This window comes from Janthinobacterium svalbardense, from assembly GCF_002327145.1.
GTDB classification, from domain to species: Bacteria; Pseudomonadota; Gammaproteobacteria; order Burkholderiales; family Burkholderiaceae_D; genus Janthinobacterium; species Janthinobacterium tructae.
On sequence record NZ_CP023422.1, the window covers coordinates 4746694 to 4768127 of the forward strand.

The 21434-nt window shown below is 64.1% G+C and carries 20 protein-coding genes; 9 read left to right on the forward strand and 11 right to left on the reverse strand.

The window, feature by feature from the left end:
- Positions 1–68 precede the first annotated feature (68 nt).
- Positions 69–620: a riboflavin biosynthesis intermediates N-glycosidase gene (locus CNX70_RS21055; protein ID WP_096236717.1), complete on the reverse strand. Its 552-nt coding sequence runs from the start codon at positions 618–620 to the stop codon at positions 69–71.
- A gap of 38 nt (positions 621–658) precedes the next feature.
- Positions 659–1438: a uracil-DNA glycosylase family protein gene (locus tag CNX70_RS21060; RefSeq protein ID WP_096236719.1), complete on the reverse strand. Its 780-nt coding sequence runs from the start codon at positions 1436–1438 to the stop codon at positions 659–661.
- A 265-nt stretch (positions 1439–1703) separates the two neighbouring features.
- Here CNX70_RS21060 and CNX70_RS21065 point away from each other — a divergent pair, with 265 nt between their 5' ends.
- On the forward strand, positions 1704–3443 hold the full coding sequence (locus CNX70_RS21065) for a GGDEF domain-containing protein (RefSeq protein ID WP_244198894.1): 1740 nt from the start codon (positions 1704–1706) through the stop codon (positions 3441–3443).
- Positions 3444–3470: 27 nt separating this feature from the next.
- Here CNX70_RS21065 and maiA read toward each other — a convergent pair whose 3' ends face one another.
- The 3 genes from maiA to CNX70_RS21080 are packed head-to-tail and all read right to left on the reverse strand — an operon-like array spanning position 3471 to position 5748.
- The gene (gene maiA, locus CNX70_RS21070) at positions 3471–4121 is read right to left on the reverse strand and encodes a maleylacetoacetate isomerase (protein ID WP_096238594.1); all 651 of its coding nucleotides are present in this window, start codon (positions 4119–4121) and stop codon (positions 3471–3473) included.
- A 20-nt stretch (positions 4122–4141) separates the two neighbouring features.
- A complete protein-coding gene (locus tag CNX70_RS21075; RefSeq protein WP_096236721.1) occupies positions 4142–5164 on the reverse strand; it encodes a fumarylacetoacetate hydrolase family protein in 1023 nt (340 codons plus the stop codon).
- Between the two features lie 50 nt (positions 5165–5214).
- The gene (locus CNX70_RS21080) at positions 5215–5748 is read right to left on the reverse strand and encodes a VOC family protein (protein WP_070311278.1); all 534 of its coding nucleotides are present in this window, start codon (positions 5746–5748) and stop codon (positions 5215–5217) included.
- 126 nt (positions 5749–5874) lie between these two features.
- Here CNX70_RS21080 and CNX70_RS21085 point away from each other — a divergent pair, with 126 nt between their 5' ends.
- From CNX70_RS21085 to CNX70_RS21115, 8 genes are all read left to right on the forward strand, one after another.
- Positions 5875–6810, forward strand: coding sequence for a LysR family transcriptional regulator (locus tag CNX70_RS21085; RefSeq protein WP_096236723.1), 936 nt, complete (start codon positions 5875–5877; stop codon positions 6808–6810).
- Between the two features lie 53 nt (positions 6811–6863).
- Positions 6864–7448 carry a gamma-glutamylcyclotransferase gene (locus tag CNX70_RS21090; protein WP_096238595.1) on the forward strand — a complete coding sequence of 195 codons (585 nt, stop codon included), beginning with the start codon at positions 6864–6866 and terminating at the stop codon, positions 7446–7448.
- Between the two features lie 231 nt (positions 7449–7679).
- On the forward strand, positions 7680–10082 hold the full coding sequence (locus CNX70_RS21095; RefSeq protein WP_244198895.1) for a sigma-54-dependent transcriptional regulator: 2403 nt from the start codon (positions 7680–7682) through the stop codon (positions 10080–10082).
- Positions 10057–11277 carry a DUF917 domain-containing protein gene (locus tag CNX70_RS21100; RefSeq protein WP_096236727.1) on the forward strand — a complete coding sequence of 407 codons (1221 nt, stop codon included), beginning with the start codon at positions 10057–10059 and terminating at the stop codon, positions 11275–11277. Before CNX70_RS21095 ends, CNX70_RS21100 begins: the two co-directional genes overlap by 26 nt.
- Positions 11274–11987, forward strand: coding sequence for an aspartate/glutamate racemase family protein (locus tag CNX70_RS21105; protein WP_096236729.1), 714 nt, complete (start codon positions 11274–11276; stop codon positions 11985–11987). The genes CNX70_RS21100 and CNX70_RS21105 overlap by 4 nt, the downstream gene beginning before the upstream one ends.
- Positions 11988–12280: 293 nt before the next feature.
- Positions 12281–14197, forward strand: coding sequence for a PatA/PatG family cyanobactin maturation protease (locus CNX70_RS21110; RefSeq protein ID WP_208624451.1), 1917 nt, complete (start codon positions 12281–12283; stop codon positions 14195–14197).
- 153 nt (positions 14198–14350) lie between these two features.
- Positions 14351–14527, forward strand: coding sequence for a hypothetical protein (locus CNX70_RS28385; RefSeq protein ID WP_157751204.1), 177 nt, complete (start codon positions 14351–14353; stop codon positions 14525–14527).
- Between the two features lie 112 nt (positions 14528–14639).
- Positions 14640–14891, forward strand: coding sequence for a hypothetical protein (locus CNX70_RS21115; protein WP_096236733.1), 252 nt, complete (start codon positions 14640–14642; stop codon positions 14889–14891).
- Between the two features lie 86 nt (positions 14892–14977).
- Here the strand turns inward: CNX70_RS21115 and CNX70_RS21120 are convergent, their stop codons facing one another.
- From CNX70_RS21120 to tssA, 6 genes are all read right to left on the reverse strand, one after another.
- Entirely contained in the window at positions 14978–16165 is a 1188-nt protein-coding gene (locus CNX70_RS21120) for a PA0069 family radical SAM protein (protein ID WP_425269201.1), read from the reverse strand.
- Positions 16166–16245: 80 nt separating this feature from the next.
- The gene (locus tag CNX70_RS21125; protein WP_096236736.1) at positions 16246–16938 is read right to left on the reverse strand and encodes a tRNA-uridine aminocarboxypropyltransferase; all 693 of its coding nucleotides are present in this window, start codon (positions 16936–16938) and stop codon (positions 16246–16248) included.
- A 71-nt stretch (positions 16939–17009) separates the two neighbouring features.
- Positions 17010–18761 (reverse strand): methyl-accepting chemotaxis protein, encoded by a 1752-nt coding sequence (locus tag CNX70_RS21130; RefSeq protein WP_096236738.1) that lies wholly within the window; start codon positions 18759–18761, stop codon positions 17010–17012.
- 268 nt (positions 18762–19029) lie between these two features.
- Entirely contained in the window at positions 19030–19542 is a 513-nt protein-coding gene (locus tag CNX70_RS21135) for a lipocalin family protein (RefSeq protein ID WP_096236741.1), read from the reverse strand.
- A gap of 20 nt (positions 19543–19562) precedes the next feature.
- Positions 19563–20354, reverse strand: coding sequence for a substrate-binding periplasmic protein (locus CNX70_RS21140; RefSeq protein ID WP_244198896.1), 792 nt, complete (start codon positions 20352–20354; stop codon positions 19563–19565).
- Positions 20355–20396: 42 nt separating this feature from the next.
- Positions 20397–21428: a type VI secretion system protein TssA gene (gene tssA, locus CNX70_RS21145; protein WP_096236744.1), complete on the reverse strand. Its 1032-nt coding sequence runs from the start codon at positions 21426–21428 to the stop codon at positions 20397–20399.
- Positions 21429–21434 lie beyond the last annotated feature (6 nt).

The following is a 21434-nucleotide window of genomic DNA, read 5'->3' on the forward strand; positions in this document are numbered from 1 at the left end:
CCACAGGGCTGGCAGGGGCATGGCCGGCCGCGCCAGGCGCGGCGGCATCAGGAAAACAACAGTACGGCTCAAGCGCGCAAGGCGCTCCTCACTTTCATCAACTCGAAACCGAGCAGGTTCAAGCCGTCCCAGGTGGCGGGGTCCAGGATGCGCGAATTGTCCGAGGCCAGGCCCACGCCCCAGATGCGGTCGACGGGACTGGCTTCGACGATGACGCGCTCGCCCGTTCCCAGCAGAAACTTGCGCAGCGCAGCCTTTTGCGAGAACTTGGCAAAGTTGCCATCGAAGACGATGCCGGCGCGCGCCGCTTCCCATACCTTGGCGTCAAAGTTCGCCACTTCGCGCCCCAGCTTCTTCACTTCCGACGGCCGCCCGGCCGCCACGATGCGCGCCTGCACCGAGGTATCGCCAAACAGGGCCGCCTTTTGCGCCATCATGTAGTGCTCGGCCGTCGCATACGTCACGCCAGCGAGACTGAACGGCGACGGAAACCACTGGCTGAAGCAACTTTTGTCAGGCACCTGCGGCTGCGCCGGCGTGTGGCCCCAGAAATACAGATAGTCGGGCACGCCGCCCGCCGCTATCCACGCCTTCAATTCTTCCACATTACTGATTTGCATATTCCCCGCACTTCCGCCAGACAGGCGCCAATTCAATCTCAAGCACGCAACAGTTGCATCGGGCCAAACAAGGCCTGCATGTCGCTGTTGCCGATAAAGGACAGATTATACGGATGTTCCGCCGTCACCTGCGGCAGCATTGCCGCCACCGGCAAGCGTTTGATGAGCTCGGCAATCTTGCCCCACAACACCAGTTGCGGCAAGGCCGCCCCGCCCTGCTGCGCCAGCGCTTCCAGCACCACTTGCAGGAAAGGCAGCCAGCCGCGCGCATCCTGCACGGGCGGCACGTGGGCACGGAACACCAGCGCCGCGTTGAGCAGCAAAAAACCCTGCTGCGTCATCTTGCGCTGCAAGTCGGGCAGGGTCTGGATCACCCCGCTGCCGGCTTGCAGCGCGGCGGCCGCCACGGGCGCCATGGCCGCGCCGGACGTGTCACCGCCTTGCAGCTGGCCATCGGCCACCAGCAGCATCTTCATGAAGTTGCGCAGGGACGTGGCGCGGTTGACGGGCTTCGACAGCCCCGTCGCCGACCACAGACTGCCGACAGCGCCATCCATGAAGCACACGCCCGTAGCGCTGTCGGCGCGCGGATACGGCCCCTCGCCCACCAGCACGTAGCGCACCTGCGCCAGCGGCAGAGCAAAAGCGGCGAACAGCCGGCCCTGCGTGGGCAGATAATCGTCGACGGCCAGCGTCGGCAGATAGGCGGGATCGGCCGCCATCACCGCGTGCAAGCCACGCAGCAGGATGGGATGCCAGGAAACATGCGCCAGGGACAGGGCATCGGTGATGCTGGCAGGAACTGTGGGTGCGGTCATGAGGCGTGAAGTATTTGGGTAAACGCAAATTGTAGCGCACCGATACACCTGCGTTGTTGAATGGGCACCATTCCCACACTCCGCAGCAATACCAATATCGCAACAAGCGTATCGAAAATTGCACGCCACCTGCGCCAATCGAGGCCGGCAATGCTAGACTGGTTTCCGTGGGAATTGAGCCACATCAAGATATAGTGCCTACCGGCTTCTTCGATCCACTAACGCTCATTGCGCCTGGGCAAGTTCTCAACACACTGCCCTGTCCATGCCCCGTCCCTACCTCATCCGATTGCGCGCCGCGCTACGCCTGACCTGCCTGAGCTTTCTGCTATGGCTATGTTGCAACGCCCCCGTCCATGCGCTAGACCTGGCGGAGATCAGCGCACCGCGTTTTGCGCCAAGGCAAGTGCTGGTACTGTATTCGCTGGGCAGCGATGCCTCCTCGCAGTGGCAAACGCTGATCCACAAGGGCATGAGCGCTGAACTGGCCAACGAGAACTGGCACCTCGCGCCCGGCATCTATGAGGAGCGGCTCGATTCCGTGCGCGTGGGCGAACAGCCTGCCGTCGCCGGGCTGGAAACCTATCTGCAAACCAAGTACAGGATGGTGCAATTCGACGCCATCATCACGGAAAACTACCTGGCGGCCCAGTTCCTGAGCCAGCATCCGCAGCTGTTTCCCGGCGTGCCGCGCTACTATGTGAATCAGGGACGGCAGGACTGGACGCCTGCCGACGGCATCAATCTCGATGTGCGCCACGATTTCGGCAAGGCCATCGCCATCATGCTGCAAGTGACGCCAGGACTGCGCCATATCGCCGTCGTCGGCGACGGCAGCGCACGCGGCCAGGCGTGGATCGCCGCCATCCGCGACGCCATCGCGCCCTACCAGGACCGTCTCAAGGCAGATTTCTGGGATCACCTGAGCCAGGAAGAGTTGTGGCGCCGCACCGGCACGCTGGGACCGGGCAGCGCCATCTACCTGCTGCCCGTGTATCGCGACGAACTGGGGCAGCGCACCACGCCGCCCGCCATGGCGCGCGACCTGGCCTCGCGCAGCGCCGTGCCCATTTTCACCAGCGTGGAATCGCTGATACTGCCCGGCGTGGTGGGCGGCTATGTCATCAGCGGAGAGAAAGTGGGGCGCACCATTGCGCGCATTCTGCTGGGCAGAACGCCCAACCCGGATGGCATGCAGGCAACTATCTTCGACGATGCCGCGGTACAGCGTTTCGGCTTGCGCAATCTGCCCGGCGAGTCGCGCATCCTGAACCGGCCACAGGGTGTATGGGCGCAATATCACTGGCAGATCATCGCCGGACTGTCGCTGATCGCGCTGCAAGCGGCGCTGATCACGGCCCTGCTACTGGCCCGGCGCAGCCGCCGCGCCAGCGTGGCGGCGCTGCATGCGGAGCGCGACATGCTCGAGGAACGGGTCTTGCAGCGCACCCTGGAACTGCTGGTGGCCAACTCCCGGCTGGAGCAGCAAGCCACGACCGACCCGCTGACGGGCCTGGGGAACCGCCGCATGATGACCCTGCGGCTGACAGAGGAACTTGAACGCGCCCAACGCTTCGGCCATACGCTGTCGCTGCTGATGATCGATATCGACCACTTCAAGCGCATCAATGACGACCATGGCCACGACGCGGGTGACCGCGCCATCGCTGCCGTCGCGCAAGTGCTGCGCAGCGTCACACGGGGCATGGATACGGCGGCGCGCTTCGGGGGCGAGGAATTCGTGCTGCTGATGCCGGAGACGCCGCTGCCAGTGGCGCTGGAAGCGGCCGAGCGCCTGCGCCTGGCGGCAGCCAGCTTGCGCGTGGAATGCGATGACGGCCAACTGGTCAGCCTGACCATCAGCATCGGCGTGACATGCAACACACCGCAATCGACCGCAGCAACCAGGCGGGAAGCGGACAACATGACCGATCTGCTGATCCGCGCCGACCAGGCCCTGTACCGCGCCAAACATGGCGGACGGGACAGGGTTGAGTGGAGCTGAACCTGCTCCCCTTGTTGACCTGATGCCTTATTCGGCGTCAGGCTGCCGCGATGGATGGGCGGCGGCAAAGGCCGGCAAGCCGGCACAATGCGCGTGGATGCGCGCCACGCGCGGGTACGGCGCCAGGTCGATGGCGAAACGCTGCGCATTGAACACTTGCGGCACCAGGCAGCAATCGGCCATCGTCGGGCTGTCGCCATGGCAGAACAGGCCCGTGCCGGCCGGGTCGCCCTGCGCCAGCAGCGCTTCCACGGCCGCCAGTCCCTCGGCCATCCAGTGGCGGTACCACTCCTGTTTGGCCTCGTCCGACAGGCCCAGGGTGTTTTTCAGGTATTTCAGGACGCGCAGATTCGTCAGCGGATGCGCATCGCAGGCGATCGCCAGCGCCAGCGCGCGCACGCGGGCGCGTCCCAGCGCATCGCCCGGCAGCAGCGGCACGGCCGGCCGCGTTTCGTCCAGGTATTCGAGCATCGCCAGCGACTGCGTCAGGATGGCGCCATCGTCATCGAGCGCCGGCACCAGCGCCGACGGATTCACGGCGCGGTAGGCCGGCAGCAACTGCTGGCCGCCATCCTGCAGCAGATGCACGGGGATGCTGTCGTAATCGATGCCCTTTACATTCAAGGCAATGCGCACGCGGTAGGCCGCCGAACTGCGAAAGTAGGTGTACAGCTTCAGGCTCATGGCGGGGCGTCCTTTCAGGCGCGGCCGGCGTACAGCGCGACCGTCTGCTCGATGCTGCCGAAGATGCTGGCGCCGGCCGCGTCGCGCATCTCGATGCGCACCGTGTCGCCGAACTGCAGGTACGCCGTTTTCGGTGCACCATGTTCGATGGTTTCATACATGCGCACTTCGGCCAGGCAGCAATAGCCCACGCCGCCGTTCTCGATGCTGGAGCCGAACAGGTTGCCCTGCTTGTTCGATACGGTGCCCGAGCCGACGATGCTGCCGGCGCCCAGTTCGCGCGTCCTGGCCGCATGGGCGACGAGTTGCGCAAAATTGAAGGTCATGTCTTCGCCGGCATTCGGCTTGCCGAACGGTTTGTCGTTCAGCTCCACCAGCAGCGGCAAATGCAGCTTGCTGTCGGCCCAGTCGGCACCGAGTTCATCGGGCGTGATGGCGACGGGCGAAAACGCGCTGGCCGCCTTCGACTGGAAGAAACCGAAACCCTTGGCCAATTCGCCCGGAATCAGGTTGCGCAGCGAGACATCGTTGACCAGCATCACCAGGCGAATCGCTTGCGCCGCATCGTCCACGCTGGCGCCCATGGCCACGTCACCCGTGACGACGGCCACTTCCGCTTCCAGGTCGATGCCCCACTCTTCCGACAGGGCGAAGATCGGGTCGCGCGGGCCGATGAAGCTGTCCGAGCCGCCCTGGTACATCAGCGGGTCCGTGTAGAACGAGGCCGGCACTTCCGCGTTGCGCGCCTTGCGCACCAGTTCCACATGGTTGATGTAGGCGGAACCGTCGGCCCACTGGTAGGCGCGCGGCAGCGGCGAGTGGCACAGATTGGCGTCAAACGGCTGCGCGTCCGGCGCCTGGCCCGCATTCAAGTCGGCGTAGGCCTGTTCCAGTTTCGGCGCCACGGCGTCCCAGTTGTCGAGCGCCGCCTGCAGGGTGGGGGCGATGGCGGCCACGCGCTGGTACTGGCGCAGATCGCGGCTGACGAGGATCAGGGCGCCATCGCGGCTGCCGTTTTTCAGGGTTGCGAATTTCATGGTGTTCCTTGTTCGGTGGTTGTTTCAGAGAGGTTGCCGATCCGGGGCGCTCAGGCATCGGCCGGCGCGTGCATCCAGGCGGCGTGCTTCGGTGCGCGGCGCGTCTGCGACCATTCTTCCAGCATTTCCCATTTGACGGCGTCCAGTTTGGCCATCATCTCGGGCGTGCCCACGTTGGCCGCCAGTTCCAGACGGTGGCCGTTCGGGTCGAAGAAGTAAATCGACTGGAAGATGGCGTGGTTGACGGGGCCCAGTACCTCGATGCCGGCAGCCACCAGGCGCTCCTTGGCGGCCAGCAGTTCCTCCATGCTGCCCACTTCCAGCGCCAGGTGCTGCACCCAGGCCGGGGTATTGCGGTCGCGGTCCATCGGCGGCTGCGTCGGCAGCTCGAAGAAGGCCAGCACATTGCCCTGGCCCGCGTCGAGGAAGACGTGCATGTACGGGTCCGGCGCCTTGGTCGACGGCACCAGGTCTTCGGCGATGGCGAGGACGAAATTCATGTTCAAATGCTTGACGTACCACTCGACGGTTTTCTTCGCGTCGATGCAGCGGTAGGCGACGTGGTGGATTTGCTTGATTTTCATGGTGTTTGTCTCCAATGGATGCGCCCTGGGCGCGATGGCTGGCCTGTTTTTCAGCTTTTCACCATTAGAATCGAGTTACAGCTATCATACAAACAATTTTTAACCATTGATTTATCGGATTGTCTTATGAGTCCCAGTCTGCGACAGATGCGCGCCTTCGTGGCGCTGGCCAAGACCGGCAGTTTCACCCTGGCCGCCGAATACCTGCACGTGACCCAGTCCGCCTTGAGCGGCTTGATCAAGGAACTGGAAAGCGTGCTGGGCGTGCGCGTGGTCGAGCGCAGCACGCGCAAGACGCAGCTGTCGGAAATCGGCCGCGAGCTGTATCCGCTGTTTGAAAAGATGATCGAGGACCTCGATGGCGCCATGGCCGGCATCGCCCAGCGCAAGGCCCTGAAAACGGGCCTGGTGCGCATCGCCGCGCCGCAAATGATGGCCTGCACCCTGCTGCCGGAAGTCATCGCCGCCTACCGCCAGGCCCATCCGGACGTGCAGCTGCGCCTGGTCGATTGCCCCGTAGAAAACGTGTCGGCGCGCGTCTTCAGCGGCGAAGTCGATTTCGGCATCGGGCCCGAGCGTGACCCGACGGCGGAAATTGCCGCGCAAGTACTGTTCGAAATGCCCTTCGTGCTGGTCTTCCCCGAGCAGCACCCGCTGCAACAAAAAGAACGAGTCACCTGGGCCGACGTGGGCGACTACCCGTTCATTTCGCTGCAGGGCCAGTTCACGGAGCGCCTGCTGCGCGACATGCACGGCGCGTTTCGCGAGCTGTCGCTCAATCCCTACAACGAGGTGACCTTCATGACGACGGCGCTGGCCATGGTCAGCGCCAACCTCGGCATCACGGTCTGCCTGCCGTACGCGGAACCGATGGTCAAGCTGTACCAACTGCAGATGCGCGCCCTGCACGAGCCGGAACTGACGCGGCGCTTTTTCGTCTACACGAAGACGGGCCGTTCGCTGTCGCCGGCCGCCGAAAGCTTCATGGCCTTCCTGTTCCAGTTCGTCGAGACGCACGAATGGAACGTGGCAGCGGGCGGCGCTGCTGGCGCACCTTTATAATCCATCATCGCCCCCTCACCGCTTGCACCATGACCCAGCCTGACCTGTCCGCCATCGACGCCGCCACCATCGCCATCAACCAGCGCATGAACAAATTCGACGGCCATGCACAGGTCTGGCTGTTCGGCTACGGCTCGCTGATCTACAAGGCCGACTTTCCCTATCTTGAACGCCGCCCCGCCAGCATCGCCGGCTGGACACGGCGCTTCTGGCAGGGATCGCACGACCATCGGGGCACGCCGATGGCGCCGGGCCGGGTTGCCACCATCGTGCCGCAGGCGGGCGCCGTGTGCGATGGCATGGCTTATCTGATCACGCCCGAAGTCTTCGCCCACCTCGACCACCGCGAAAAGAACGGCTATTTACGCCTGGCCACCGACATCACCTTCGACGATGGCAGCAAGGTCGAAGGCCTGGTGTACATCGCCAACGAGGAAAACGCCGCCTTCCTCGGTGCCGCGCCGGAACTCGACATCGCGCGCCAGATCGCCCGATCAAACGGCCCCAGTGGCCCGAACAGCGAATACCTGCTGCACCTGGCCAGCGCCCTGCGCGAACTGGGCAAGAGCGATCCGCATGTCTTTGCCATCGAGCAACATCTGGCGCAATTGAAGGATGCTCCGCCTGCAGCGCAGTGAGTTGCGGCGGGCGAGCGCCTGGCCCCAAAACTTGCGCCTGGCTGCGGGCCGCCAACTTGCATGATGCAAGCGATGAATATCTTTGTATTGTGACAATTGGCGACTATCCCCCGTTTCATTAGCGACCATAATCGGAACGCGCGATTCCTTTAGCAATGGTACGCGTCAGCAGGCCGCGGGCAGAACCACGGCCCTGCATGATCGGAGCGAAATCACCGGAGTGAGACGACCATGTCCGAAACGTCTATGCTGCAACAGCATGGGAGGCAGCCGCATTACGTTCTTCCCGGTCCGGGCGCCATTGCTCCCGTGCATGCCGCCATTCCCCGCGGTAGCGTCGGAGGCGGGCTGAACATCATCGGCAGCGCCCCGATATTCCAGCGCCTGCTGCGCATGGTCGAAGCGGTCGCACCGACCCGCAGCACAGTGCTCATCAGCGGCCCCACCGGTTCCGGCAAGGAAATCATCGCCCAGCTCGTGCACCGGCAAAGCGGCGATCCCGGTGCGCCATTTGTCGATCTCAACTGCGGCGCCTTGCCGGAACACTTGATCGACGCGGAACTCTTCGGCCATACCAAAGGAGCGTTTACGGGAGCGTTCAACAGCCGCGCCGGTTTTTTCGCCCAGGCGGGACAAGGCACGCTGTTTCTCGATGAAATAGGCGAACTGCCATTGGCGGTACAGAGCAAGCTGCTGCGCGTGCTCGAATCGCGCTGTTTCCGGCCGCTGGGCGGAGGTGATACCCAGCCTTTCAACGGCCGCATCGTGGCCGCCACCCACTGCGACCTGGCCGCGATGGTGCAAGCGGGCCGTTTCCGCGAAGACCTGTATTACCGGCTGGCGGTAGTGAAACTCGACGTACCGGGCCTGGACCAGCGCCGCAGCGACGTCGCCGCCCTCGCCGCGCACTTTGCCAGCCAGCAGAAGCGGCCCATCCGCTTCACCGCCACCGCCGTGGAACGCCTGTGCCGGCATGTCTGGCCCGGCCATATCCGCGAACTGCGCAACCTGATTGAACGGCTGTCGATACTGGCAGAATCAGCGCTGATCGATGCCCACAGCCTGGAAGCCTTTCTATCGGCGGGCACACCGGAGGACACCGATCACACACTACTGGCAGAAGCCCTCATGCGGCTGGACGGAGATGACAAGCTGGCTGCTGCGCAACAATTGCTGATCGACTATGCGATGCGCATTGCCGATGGCAACAAGACGATCGCTGCCCGCCACCTGGGTATCAACCGCAAGGTCATCGAACGCCGCCTGCATGGCGACGAGGAGCGCAGCAATTTCGCCCGCGTTTGCCTGCTGGAGGGGCGCGCACTGATCGAGGCGGCCCGCTTCAAGGAAGCCATCGAAGTGTTGCGCCGCGGCCTTACGCTGCTGGCCGCCGATGCGCACCCCGGCACGGCGCGCCGCCTGAGCTGCGACCTGCACCGCTGGCTGGCCATCTCGCACCGCGGCATCAGCGGATGGCAAAGCGCCGAAGCGCTCGCCTGCTATCAGCAGGCATTGCAGGAGGCGGCGGCGCTGGGCGACGAGGTGGAAATCACCGCCCTGCGGTTCGGCATCTGGAGTTCGCAGCTGATGGCGCTGGACCTGGTGGCGGCCCGGGCAACAGCGCAGGACATGCTGCAGCGGGCGCAGGCGATAGGGGACACGGACTTGCTGTCCCAGGCCCACCTGGCCCTGGCCAACACGCTGTTCTGGCTCGGCGACTACCGCGAGACGCTGGCCTGCCTGGAGCGCGGACACCTGCTCTGCGGCGCGGCATCGACCGAAGCCGGGGGACAGGGCCTGGATATCGCCGGGTTGTCCGCCACCTTCGAAGGCCTGTCCTACTTCCAGGGCGGCGCCTTCCGGCGCGCGCGCCTGGTGATGGAGCAACTGATCTTGCGCGGCAGCGCCGACAACCCGCATCCCTTCCACCGCGTCATCGCGCTGCAGGGCGCCGCATGGCTGGCCTGCATGTTCGAAGATTGGGCCAGACTGGCCAACCTGGCGGCGGACCTGAAAACCGTCGCCAGCGAATATGGCTATCAATTCTACCTTGGCGTAGGCCAGATATTCCACGCCTGCGCACTGGCGCCGGGCAACGCCCATGCGCAAACCGAGCAGCGCATCGCCGACGGCTACCAGCACTACATGCTGTGTGAAGGCGGCATGCTCTTCCATTCATTCCAGGCCTGGAAGCGGGGCGAACTGCTGCTGTCGGCAGGCCAGCCTTTGCAAGCCCGGCAGTTGCTGCACGGCGCCATCGAAATGGCGCTGGAGCATGGCGAACGGGCCTATCTGGTCGAACTGCTCGACATGCACGCCAGGACGTGGATCGCGGTGGGCGACCTGGACAACGCGGAACGCGAGCTGGGCAGTGCGCTGTCGACAGCCAAGGCGCTGGGCGCAGCGGCCGGCAGCCTGCTGGTGGCGACCCGCCTGGCGCAACTGCTGCTGCAGCGCGGACGCCGGCCCGAAGCACTGGCGCACCTCACGCGCGCCTTGCGCAGCGTGGAACCTGACACGGCTCTCCCCCGGTTTGCCCAGGCGCTGCAGTTGCAGGCCACCCTGGCGCAGGCCATTTCCATGCCATGCCAACCTGAGGATACGCAACATGAGCTATCTGTTGAACCACGATGACCTTGAATCGCTGCTGCTGGGAGCTTGCTTCTTCGGCAGCGGTGGCGGCGGCACGCTCACGTCCGCGCGCAGCCTGCTGGCCCAGTTCCACGCCGGCGATTATTATCCGCGCGCCCAGGTGCGCGTGGTCAGCGTCGACGAAGCGACGGATGGCGATACGGTCATGGTGGCTTACCTGGGTTCGCCCGTGGCGATCAATGGCGCCCACTTTCCGCAGGGGCCCGTGGGTGCCGTAATCGCGGTCAGGGAGCGCCTGGCGCGGGAAAAGCGCACGCTGTCCTACCTGGCGCCGCCGGAAAGCGGAGCACTGGGTTTTCTCGTCGCCTGCCTGGTCGCCGCCCACCTGGGGCTGGCGGTGATCGACGCCGACGGCGCCGGCCGCGCCGTACCCTCGCTGCCTCAGCTGACGTATGCGGCTGCGCAGATCAGTCCGCGTCCGGCCTTCCTCGTCAGCCAGTCGGGACTGCGCGTGGAACTCGACGTCGAACCCAGCGAGGGCGAGAACGGCGCTCAGTCCCAACGGCAGGACGTGGCAACCATCATCGACCAGATGATGCGCCCCATCGTCTCGCAAGCCGATTTCAAGCAGTTCGGCGGGCTGGCCATGTGGATCATGGCACCGGCAGAGCTGGCCCGCGCGCTGCCGGTGCGCGGCACCTTGGGGCGTGCCCTGCGCCTGGGCCGCGAACTGCAGGCAGGCCGCTTGCGCAGCGCTGACGAACTGGTCAACTATCTGGCGCTGCAATTCGACGTGCGCGCCCGGCCGCTGTTTCCGCAGGGTACATTCGTCGCTGCCGAAGCGGAATCGCGCAATGGCTTCGACCTTGGGAAGATCACCATCCGCGCGGGCGACCGGCTCTGTACGGTCCTGTACCAGAACGAATCGCTGCTGGTCTGGGACAGCAGCCGCAGCAGCCCCATCTGCATGGCGCCCGACACCATCAGCTACTTTGTCGAGGGCGATGGCCAGGCCGTGTATTCGAATGGCGACTTGCTGCTGCCTGACGGCACGCTCAACCCGGCTCTGCTGCAGCGCAAGGTGACGCTGCTGGGCCTGGAAGCCAATCCGGTACTGCGTGAACGCAACGGCCTGATACTGAACAGCTTCATGCAACTGCTCAACACCATCGGCTACCTGGGGCCCTATGTGCCGCTCACTGGCAATGCCAGCACAGCAGCAGGGAGCGCCGCATGAAACCGCTGCGCATCTGCATCGTCGCGCCGGTAGCCACCGCCGCCTACAACCAGCACCTGCTCGACGCCGTCCAGCCCGTGATGCCGCCCGATGTCGAAGTGTCCGTGCGCAACATTTCGACCGGGCACGACTGCATCGAGTACCGCCTCGACTGGCTGCAAAACGGCTATCCGGTGGTACAACTGGCCAGAGAAATCGAACGCGAAGGCCACGACGGCATCTGGCTCAGCGACTTCGACATGTGCGGCGTGGAAGCAGCGCGCGAAGTGATCGACATCCCCATCCTCGGCGGCTTCCCGCCAGCCGCCTTTACCGCGCTGGCACTCAGCGAGCGCCTGTCGATCATGACGATACTGCCCAGCACGCTCGCCATGCAGCAGGGCCACATGCAGGCCTACGGCTTGCAGGACAGCTTCGCCTCCATCCGCTCCATCGACTGTCCCGTCGGCGACCTCGACAAGCTGGACAAGGTGGTCGAAAAAACCTTCCAGGCCGCCATGCTGGCCGTACAGGAAGACGGTGCCCAGTCCATCCTGCTCGGTTGCACAGGCTTTGTTGGCGTCGCCGCGCGCGTCACCGCCCTGCTGGAGGACGCGCTGCACACCTATGTGCCGGTGATCGATCCGAACCAGGCAGGCTTCAGCTTCCTCGTTTCCCTCGTGCGCATGCGCCTGCGTCCCAGCCGCGCCTGCTACAGCAAGCATAGCTGATGCACCGCACGCGCCCGGGCCACGCCATGCCGTGACCGGGCACGCCCCCGCCCTTCCCCGCCTGCCGTTTTCGTCCATCCGCGTCAAAGATAGTGGACGATATCCGCCATCATTGTTGCGTCACGACAATGCAAATCAACCCTTCCCCTTGCAAATCAAGCACTTGGCCTTCTGGCACATCCCTTGCTAAAGATCATCCTATCGGTGCCTGACCAGCAGACACCGCAGCTGGCGGGCGGAGCACCTCAAACGGTGTGCCGCACGCCACCCAAGACCCAGCAAGGAGCCGCGCCGTGCCGACGACTATGGAAGAATCCACCACCCACGACAGCCTGGCCAATCACGGCTTGTTGCCCGGCCTGGCTGCCTTGCTAGAAGGCAACGCCGGCTGTGCCGATATCTGCATCGCCGTGCTCGACGGTCCCGTCGATACCAGCCACCCCTGTTTTGCCGGCGCCAACCTGCAACTGCTTGACACCCTCGCCACGGGCTCCAGCGGCAATGGCCGGGCATCGCAGCACGGCACCCACGTCGCCAGCATCATCTTTGGCCAGCCAGGCAGCCCCGTCACGGGCCTGGCCCCCCGTTGCCGGGGTTTGATCCTGCCCATCTTTGCCGACCGCGCCGACGGCGCACTCACGCAATGTACGCAACTCGACCTGGCCCGCGCCATCACCCAGGCCGTCGAGCATGGCGCACACATCATCAACGTCAGCGGCGGTGAACTGTCCGACAGCGGCGCCGCCGATGGCCTGCTGCAAAAAGCCATACAGCTGTGCCATGAACGCAACGTCCTGCTGGTCGCTGCGGCAGGCAATGACGGCTGCGATTGCTTGCATATCCCCGCCTCCATCGAGTACACCCTGGTGGTCGGCGCCCTGGACCGGCAAGGCGCTCCCATGCCCAACAGCAACTGGGGCGAGGCCTATCGCGCGCGCGGCATCATGGCGCCCGGCACCGACATCCTCGGTGCCGCCCCCGCAGGGCGCGTGCTTGTCAACAGCGGCACCAGCTTTGCCACCCCGATCGTCTCGGCCATTGCAGCCTTGCTGCTATGCCGACAACACCAACATGGGGATCGTCCTGACCCTCGTGGAGTTTGCAGCGCACTGCTGCAAAGCGCAACGCGTTGCAACACCAATGGCGAGCTGGACTGTCGCCGCCTCCTGACTGGGACATTGAATGTGCCGGGCGCCACTCAACTTATATTATTAAAAGGGAAAATTGAAATGTCAGACGATACTGTGATTGAAGCGAGCCCAGCCAATGCCGACACTTCCGCGCAGGCGCATCCGCTCAGCGTTCCCATGCGGGAAACCCCCTCCCTGGCCAACCTCGCGGCCCCTTCCGGCGCAACGCGCCAAGGCATCAGCGCCTCCGGCATCGATGCCTCAGATTGCGGCTGCGGCGGCGGTGCCGCCAAGGGCCCGACGCTGGTATATGCGCTGGGCAACCTGGGCATCGACTTCGGCAGCGAAGCGCGCCACGATTCCTTTGTCCAGGCCATGCCACCGGGCAGGAACAACCCGGACGATCCGCAGCAATTGATCGAATTCCTGCGCGCAAAGCCATATTTCCGCCAATCACTGACCTGGACTGTCAACCTGGACGCCACGCCGATTTACGCGATCGTGCCCGTCGGTCCGTATGCCGACCTGACCTATGAACTGCTGTTCGAGGCCTTTGTCGGCACGATCGATGGCAAGGTCGTCATGAATTCGTTTCCCGGCGTAATTGCGGGTGCCGCCAGGCTGATGTCCGGCCAGGTCGTGCCCGTGATTCAGCCAGCCATACGGGGCATGTTCAGCTGGAATGTCCCGGAACTGATCAGCAGCCTGATGGCGGCACAGGACAACCAGGAACTGAACAGCGACAACACGGGCGCGCGCCTGGAAAACTTCCTGAACCGTATCTACTACGACTTCCGCAACCTGGGCGTCACGGGCATGGACCGCGCCCTCAACTTCTCGGCCACGAATGCCATGCAGGCTGCGGAAATGCTGGCCAAAACCACCGGCATGCAGCTCGATACCATCGTGGTGCAACAGAGTCCCGTATGCCGCCCGGGCTCCGAGTGCTACGACATCATCATGACCTTCTTCAACCCGGAAAATCTGCAGGTAGCCAACACGGTCGCCCGCTTCGCCGTCGACGTCAGCGATGTGATACCGGTCAGCGTCGGACCCGTGCGCTACTGGTCGCAGCGCTGACTGCAACACCAGTGAATTGTCGGGGCACGTGGGCGCAGCGATGCGTGCACGCGCTTCAGCATACGGTCGTTGGCGGGAAACGATCAGCACCGTACTTCGGTACGCACACCCATTGCCGTTGCCCGCAGCGGCGCCACCACAAGGAGTTTTGAAATGAACAATCTGCCATTGCAAGCCAAAGCCGTTCAACGCAACCCCAGCATCTCCAGCATCAGCCAGGGTGTCGCCCCTTCCGGCATTGCCTGCACCCTGTGCCAAATGGGTTGCAGCGCCTTGAGCGGTACCGCACAGCAAGTCTGCCTGGCTGCTTGCGCCGCCACCGTTTGCTGATCAAGCCAGCAAGATAAAGCCATCCCGGCTCAACCCGGCATGCCTGCGGGCGATGAGTTTCTCGTCGCCCGTTCAGCGGGCCGGCATCATCCACAATTGAGGAATGACAGCGATGCGACTCCCATTACAAAGCCCGCCTGTTTCGCGCAGCGCGCGTGGCTCCATCAACGCACAAGCCAACGGCACGCACGCCAGCGGCATGCAGCCGTCCGCCTGCGGACCGACCAACACCGGCCAGGGCCAGTGCTTCGATGCGAACGGACCGATAGGCGGACCGAAGGCCCACAATTGCAGCGCCTGCTGCGCCCGGCGCGGTGCGATTCACTGGCAAGGCGTGAATGGCACCTTTGCCATCTGCCACTGAGCACCGATTCGGCTCGCCAGATTCCCGCCTTCTGGCCTCCGCCAGAAGCGGGAACTGCATAGACCGCAGTCCGGTCACGCCATGCGCTAAAACAAATCCAGCTGCCCCGCATTGCCCCCTTTGGCCGAGTTCCCCAACGGCGGCACCACCAGTGGCCGGCGGAACTGGGTGCAATCGAGCTGCTTGAAGCGGCCACCCTTGCCGTGCAAGCCCAGCCGATGCACGGCCTTTTCAAAGCGCTGACGGATGAGGTCGGCCCACACGCCTTCGCCCCGCATGCGCGTGCCGAACGCGCTGTCGTAATCCTTGCCGCCACGCATTTCGCGCACCCGGTTCATCACGCGCTGGGCCCGTTCCGGGAAGTGCGCTTCCAGCCATTGCTGGAACAAAGGGCTCACTTCCCACGGCAGGCGCAGCACCACGTAATGGGCGTGGATGGCGCCCGCGTCGCGCACGGCTTCGAGCAGCTGCTCGATTTCCGGCTCCGTCACGAAAGGAATGATGGGCGCGATGCTCACGCCCACGGGGATACCCGCCTCCGTCAGGGTGCGGATGGTGCGCAGCCGCCGCGCCGGGGCGGCCGCGCGCGGCTCCAGCGTGCGCGCGATGGCGGGATCGAGCGTGGTGACAGTGACGGCCACGGCGGCCAGGCGCCTGGCCGCCATGGGCGCGAGAATGTCGATGTCGCGTTCGATCAGCGACGATTTGGTGATCAGCGCCACAGGATGATCGCACTCGTGCAGCACTTCCAGCACGCGCCGCGTCAGCTGCCGTTCGCGTTCGCACGGCTGATACGCATCGGTATTGACGCCCAGGGCGATCGGTTCGGGCACATACGACGGCTTGGCCAATTCGCGCCGCAACAGCTCAGGGGCGTTCACCTTGGCGTAGATGCGGCTTTCGAAATCCAGGCCCGGCGACAGGCCCAGATAGCTGTGCGTGGGACGGGCAAAGCAGTAAATGCAGCCGTGTTCGCACCCCCGGTACGGATTCAGCGACACATTGAAAGGCAAATCGGGCGAAGCATTGCGCGTGAGGATGGTGCGCGCCTGCTCGTCGCTGACCTGCGTTTTCCAGCCCGGCGCCGCCTCCCCCTCCGCCGCATCCAGGCCGCCCACGCTCCAGCCGTCATCAAAACCGGCGCGCGCCTGCGCCTCGTAGCGCCCTTGCAGGTTCGACACCGCACCGCGCCCCTTGTGGGCTTTCAGCGATTGCGGCGGCAACATGGCTTGCCCGGCGAAGCTGTCATCGTGCTCTGGAATGATTGCTTTCATGAACGGCCTCATTAACTGTATATACGTACAGTATACTATGCCGCTGTGCGGGCAAGATCAAGGGCTGGCGTGCTGCCGTTTCACGCTTTTTCAGCATGCGGCATGACATAACTCAACTGCTGTTCGACAAAGCCGTCAAATGCCGTGATCAGGGGAACGAAGCGGGGCGCGTCCTGCTCCAACTGCATCAGGGCATAGCAGGTCGCTTCCAGGGTCGATAACTGGTCTGGCGCGTGCGCCTTGCGGATCAGGTAATGGGAAGCGGGCGTATCGCGCAGGGGCAGGCGCGGCAACTGTTGCAACGAGGGATTCAGGTACAGCATCTTGCGGCTCTTGCGCCAGGTGGCGTCCAGCACCACCAGCTGCAATTGGCTCAAAAATCGGGCCGGATCGAGCAAGATGGCAGGGTCGAGCGCTGGCGGTGGCGCGATGCCCAGCGAACGGTCGCCGGGCGTATCCGGATACAGCAGCACATTGTGCTTGTCGGCCAGCAGTGCGGCGAGCGTGTCCGGGGCAAACTGCTCGCCCGTCAGCATGCGGCTGTTGGGCAGGCTCAGGTGCAGCAAGCGGGCACTGCCCTTGGCGTTGTGGACTTCCAGCGGATGCTGCAGGATCAGCACGTCCACTGCATGGGCCACGGTGGCGATCCAGCGGCAGATGCAGCTGCTTGCGGCGCGCAGGCAGACTGGGCAGCGTGCGCGTTTGGCGGGTTCAGCCAGGGAGGACGATGCGAAGGTAGAACTGGTAGAACTGGAGGTACGGCGGGTGGTCATGGCGGAGCGCGTTCGCGGCTGTCTTCAAGCCGCGATTGTAGCGCCCGCGCCAGGCCACGGGGAATCTGCGCTTAAAACTCTTCCCATTCGTCGGCGCCAGACGCTACCGGCGCCTTCGGCGCGCGTGCGCGCACAGCTTCCGCTGGCGCCGCCTTGCCCGGCGCGGCTGCGGGCTGTGCCGGCGCACGCCGCACGGCGGGCCGCATGACAGGCCGCACGGCAGTTTTGACCGGCGCAGGCGCTTTCACAGACGGGGCAGCACTGGTAGAAACATAGTGCTGCGTGGCATCGAGCTTGAACACGCCCACCACGTCGGCCAGCTTGGCCGCCTGTTCCTGCATGGATTCGGCCGCTGCGGCGGCCTCTTCCACCAGGGCCGCGTTTTGCTGCGTCACCTGATCCATCTGGCCGATGGCCTGGTTGACTTGTTCGATGCCTGTGCGCTGCTCATCGCTGGCATCGGTGATCTGGTTCATGATCTGCGTCACGTGGCTGATGCTTTGCACGATTTCATCCATGGTGCGTCCCGCCTTGTCCACCAGTTGCGAACCGGCCTCGACCTTTTGCACGGAATCGTCGATCAAGCCCTTGATTTCCTTGGCAGCCGCGCTGGAGCGCTGCGCCAGGTTGCGCACCTCGGAAGCCACCACGGCAAAACCGCGGCCCTGCTCGCCAGCCCTGGCCGCTTCCACGGCCGCGTTCAGGGCCAGGATATTCGTCTGGAAGGCGATGGCGTCGATGACGCTGATGATGTCGACGATCTTGCGCGAGGAATCGTTGATCGAGCCCATGGTGCTGACCACTTCCGACACCACCACGCCGCCCTTGCTGGCGATCTGCGAGGCGTCGATGGCCAGTTGATTCGCGCTGCGCGCATTGTCGGCATTGCGTTTCACGGTCGAGGTCAGCTCTTCCATCGAAGAAGCCGTCTCTTCCAGCGAGCTGGCCTGCTCTTCCGTGCGCGATGACAAGTCCAGGTTGCCGGCGGCAATTTCGCTCGACGCCGTGCTGATCGATTCGGTGCCGACGCGCACTTGGCCCACGATACTGACCAGTTTATCGTTCATGTTTTTCAGCGCATGCATCAGTTGCCCCGTTTCATCGCGGCTGTCCACCACGATATGGCTGGTCAGGTCGCCAGCGGAAACGGCTTCCGCCACTTCGACGGCGCGCGTGATGGGACGCGTGATCGAGCGCGTGATCCAGTAGGCGCAGGCGATGCCCAGCAAAATGGCGACCGCGCCCAGCGAGATCAGCAGCAAACGGCCGTTTTCGTAGCGCGAACGGATTTGCGCGGCCGCTTCATCGAGCAATCTGGTTTCCAGCACGGCCAGCTTGTTCAGCGACGCCAGGTAAATGTCGCGCTTGCTGGCCATGTCGCCTTCATACAGGCGCTTGCCCAGTTCCAGGTCGCCCGCATTCTTGGCCTTGAACACATTCTTGCGCACGTCCGTGTACGCCTTGCGCGTGCTCAGCACTTCCTGGTACAGCGCCTGCTCTTCGGCGTTCAGCTCGCTCTTGCCGATGGCATTCTGGATTTCCGTGGCGCGCGCCGACGAGACCGCCATTTCCTGTTCAAACTGCTTCTGGTGTTCGGGATCGCCCACTTTCCAGGCGGCCGCCGTGCGCGCCGCATTCACCTCGATGACCTTGGTCCATTCACCGATCAGGCGCTCATTGCGCACCTTGACATTGACCAGTGCATCGGTTTCCTTGCTGGCGCTTTGCATCTGCACGATGCCCACCACGGTCAGGCTCGTCAACAGCAGCAGGACGGCGGCAAAGGCGCCACCGAGGCGTACGCCGATTTTGAGGTTTTTCATTGCGTGATTCCTATCTGAAAAAAACAATGCACAGACGCCACGAAACCGACTTGCTGCTACGTACCAATCAATATAGCAGGCATCTGCCGTGCGGCAATCACGAGCGGTGACGCAGCGCTACCCGCGTCACCAGAATGGCAGCGCGCCGCAGCGCACCACTTTGGAGCAGATTGTGAGTGAATCAGGATGGTATTGCAAGAAATAACATGCAGAAAAGCAACAATTTCAAGGCGCTATGCCGCCACGCACGGGCGGTAGGCAAGCAAGGTCAGTGTTGCTTCACATAGATCAATTTTGACGTATCGAAACCCAGCCCCCGGGCTTTCTCGACCAGCCGCTGCTGCAAGGCAGGGTCCATGGTCGGCGTGCGCGACAGCAACCACAAATATGATTTGTCGGGGCCGCTGATCATGGAATAGCTGTAATCTTGCTGGTCCAGGTCAAACACAATGTAGGAACCATAGAAGGGACCGAAAAACGATACTTTCAGGTAGCCCACGTCTTTCTTGTCGACGAAATACGCCTTGCCTTCGGCTTCCTTCCACTTCGCGTCCGCGTCCTTGTAGCCACGATTGAGCACTTTCAGGCCGCCATCCTGACGCAGGCTATAGTCAGCCGTCACATGGCTCAGGCCCCGTTCGAACGAGTGGTCGAGGCGCGCGATCTCATACCACTTCCCCAGATAGCGGGCCGTATCGAAGTTGCTAACAGGCACAATATTCTCGGGCCGGCCGACACAGCCGGCCAGCACGAGCAGACACAGGAACAACAGTTTTTTCATGCTCTTCTCCATAGCTAAAATCAGGGTAACAATGCGCGGTCGACGATGCGGCGGATCGCGCCACTATTTTGCATGCGCACGATGGCGGCATTGAATTGTGCGATAAAGTCATCGCGATAGGGGTAGGCGGCCGGCCGGCGCGCCGTAAAACCCAGGTGGCCCTGCTGGCTGGCCAGCTGCGCCGTTTCCTCGATTGCCTGCATCGGCGTGCCCGGCGGACTCTCGCGCCCGATGCGCTGCAATTCCCACTGCGCCGACAGGCGGTCGCTGACATAGCAATCGATGCGCCCGCGCATCAGCTTGAGCAGATTCGTGCGCGTGCCCTTGGCCGGGTCGAGCACGATTTTTTCGGCGCGCAAGGACGCCGTCAGTGCCGCATCCCCAAGCAGGAAACCCGCGTTCACGCCGATGTGCAGGCCGCCATAATCGGCGGGCCACTGCCGCAGCGCGCGCCTGGCCAGCACGTCCTGATTGCACAGCACCACCAGCTGTTCCATCAGCAGCGGCACGGAATAGCGCACATACGGCCGTTCGCTGCGCCACGAATACGGCGGGTACAGGGCGAAGGCCTCGCCCGTCTGCAGCATCAGCAGCCCCCGCTTCCAGGGCACGGGGCGCAGCTGCACCGCATACTGCGGCATCGCTTGCAGCGCTTCGCGCACGATCTGCGTGTAGATGCCTTTCAGCTGGCCATTCTCGACGTAGGAGTACGGCGGATAATCGTCGTCGCCGTAGATCACCAGCGGCGTCGGCGTCCCGGCCTGCGCGCTGGCAGCGATGAACAGGCATAGCGCGGCAGGCAACATGGGCATTCTGAGCATGCCCAAAGATTAGCATGGAAGCGCGACAAGCGATCATCCGTTCGCGCTGTTCGTGCCCAGCATCTCGTCGAGCTGCGCCAGGGTGCCCGAGTCCTTCACGACGGCGCGCAGCCACAGGTGCAGCGGCAGCTCGCCCCAGCTGGCGGCCTTGTCGGCCAGGTAGGCAACGGGGCTGTGCGGCTCCGTGCGGCGGAAGAAATCGGCCACCTGGCGCAGTTGGGCCAGCGCCTGCTGGCGCTGCACGATGGCGCCCCCGCCCCCGTCGGTGCCCTGGCCGGCGGGGGCCGGCGCAGCAGCGAAGTCCGCGCCGGGCGACAGCGGCGCGATGAAATGAATGACGTTTTCCAGCGCTTCGCGCGCGGCGCGAAAACTCGGGCCATCGGCGCCGAAACGCGCATCGACGCTGCGTTCGAACGCCAGAAGCGACTGCATGCAGTACTGTGCATCGGCCAGCAAGCCGTCGGAAAAGGCGCGCGTATTCCTTTGCCGTGCCGCCTCCATCTGCGCCAGGGTCGCAGCGTCGTCGTGGCGCGTATCGCCCCAGCCCTGCTCCGCTGCGCCCTGCGCCAGGCTGGCCGCCGCGCGCTGGCGCGCCGCATCGAAATCCTGCAGCGCAAACAGGCCATCGGTGCCTTCCGTCAGCGGGATCTGGCGCAACAGCTGCGGCGTGCGCGACAGCAACCAGAAGACATTGCCAATGCGCTGTTCCTGGTCGCCCTCTTCCGCCGGCGGGTACAGGCCTTCCCAATAGCGCTCACACAGGCCGGCCAGCAGCGCGTAGCCATCGCCCAGACCACGGAAGTGGCGCGTCTTCGCGTGCGCCTCGGCCAGCCACACGGCCACGCGCAAATCCTTGCTGCGCGCTGCGATCAGCTGTTCGCAGCGCGTCGCCACGAAAGGCCAGTCGGCTTCCTTCAGCGCCGTTACCCACTCGCCCTGGTCCAGGCTCGGGTCATCGTGCTGGCGCGCGCGCGCGATGGCGTCGAGCTCCTGGCTGAAGGTGATGTCTTCGCCACAGGGACTGACGGCGCTGACGGGATGCAGCAACTGCTCCAGGTTGAACATGGCGCT

What these genes read in the sequence shown, in the direction of transcription:
- CNX70_RS21100 (WP_096236727.1), top strand. Translation starts at nt 10,057, where the DNA reads ATGAGCTATCTGTTGAACCACGATGACCTTGAATCGCTGCTGCTGGGA.
- CNX70_RS21065 (WP_244198894.1), top strand. Translation starts at nt 1,704, where the DNA reads ATGCCCCGTCCCTACCTCATCCGATTGCGCGCCGCGCTACGCCTGACC.
- CNX70_RS21140 (WP_244198896.1), bottom strand. Translation starts at nt 20,354, where the DNA reads ATGCCCATGTTGCCTGCCGCGCTATGCCTGTTCATCGCTGCCAGCGCG.
- CNX70_RS21095 (WP_244198895.1), top strand. Translation starts at nt 7,680, where the DNA reads ATGTCCGAAACGTCTATGCTGCAACAGCATGGGAGGCAGCCGCATTAC.
- CNX70_RS21115 (WP_096236733.1), top strand. Translation starts at nt 14,640, where the DNA reads ATGCGACTCCCATTACAAAGCCCGCCTGTTTCGCGCAGCGCGCGTGGC.
- CNX70_RS21080 (WP_070311278.1), bottom strand. Translation starts at nt 5,748, where the DNA reads ATGAAAATCAAGCAAATCCACCACGTCGCCTACCGCTGCATCGACGCG.
- CNX70_RS21105 (WP_096236729.1), top strand. Translation starts at nt 11,274, where the DNA reads ATGAAACCGCTGCGCATCTGCATCGTCGCGCCGGTAGCCACCGCCGCC.
- CNX70_RS21125 (WP_096236736.1), bottom strand. Translation starts at nt 16,938, where the DNA reads ATGACCACCCGCCGTACCTCCAGTTCTACCAGTTCTACCTTCGCATCG.
- tssA (WP_096236744.1), bottom strand. Translation starts at nt 21,428, where the DNA reads ATGTTCAACCTGGAGCAGTTGCTGCATCCCGTCAGCGCCGTCAGTCCC.
- CNX70_RS28385 (WP_157751204.1), top strand. Translation starts at nt 14,351, where the DNA reads ATGAACAATCTGCCATTGCAAGCCAAAGCCGTTCAACGCAACCCCAGC.
- CNX70_RS21130 (WP_096236738.1), bottom strand. Translation starts at nt 18,761, where the DNA reads ATGAAAAACCTCAAAATCGGCGTACGCCTCGGTGGCGCCTTTGCCGCC.
- CNX70_RS21085 (WP_096236723.1), top strand. Translation starts at nt 5,875, where the DNA reads ATGAGTCCCAGTCTGCGACAGATGCGCGCCTTCGTGGCGCTGGCCAAG.
- CNX70_RS21055 (WP_096236717.1), bottom strand. Translation starts at nt 620, where the DNA reads ATGCAAATCAGTAATGTGGAAGAATTGAAGGCGTGGATAGCGGCGGGC.
- CNX70_RS21075 (WP_096236721.1), bottom strand. Translation starts at nt 5,164, where the DNA reads ATGAAATTCGCAACCCTGAAAAACGGCAGCCGCGATGGCGCCCTGATC.
- CNX70_RS21135 (WP_096236741.1), bottom strand. Translation starts at nt 19,542, where the DNA reads ATGAAAAAACTGTTGTTCCTGTGTCTGCTCGTGCTGGCCGGCTGTGTC.
- CNX70_RS21060 (WP_096236719.1), bottom strand. Translation starts at nt 1,438, where the DNA reads ATGACCGCACCCACAGTTCCTGCCAGCATCACCGATGCCCTGTCCCTG.
- CNX70_RS21120 (WP_425269201.1), bottom strand. Translation starts at nt 16,165, where the DNA reads ATGAAAGCAATCATTCCAGAGCACGATGACAGCTTCGCCGGGCAAGCC.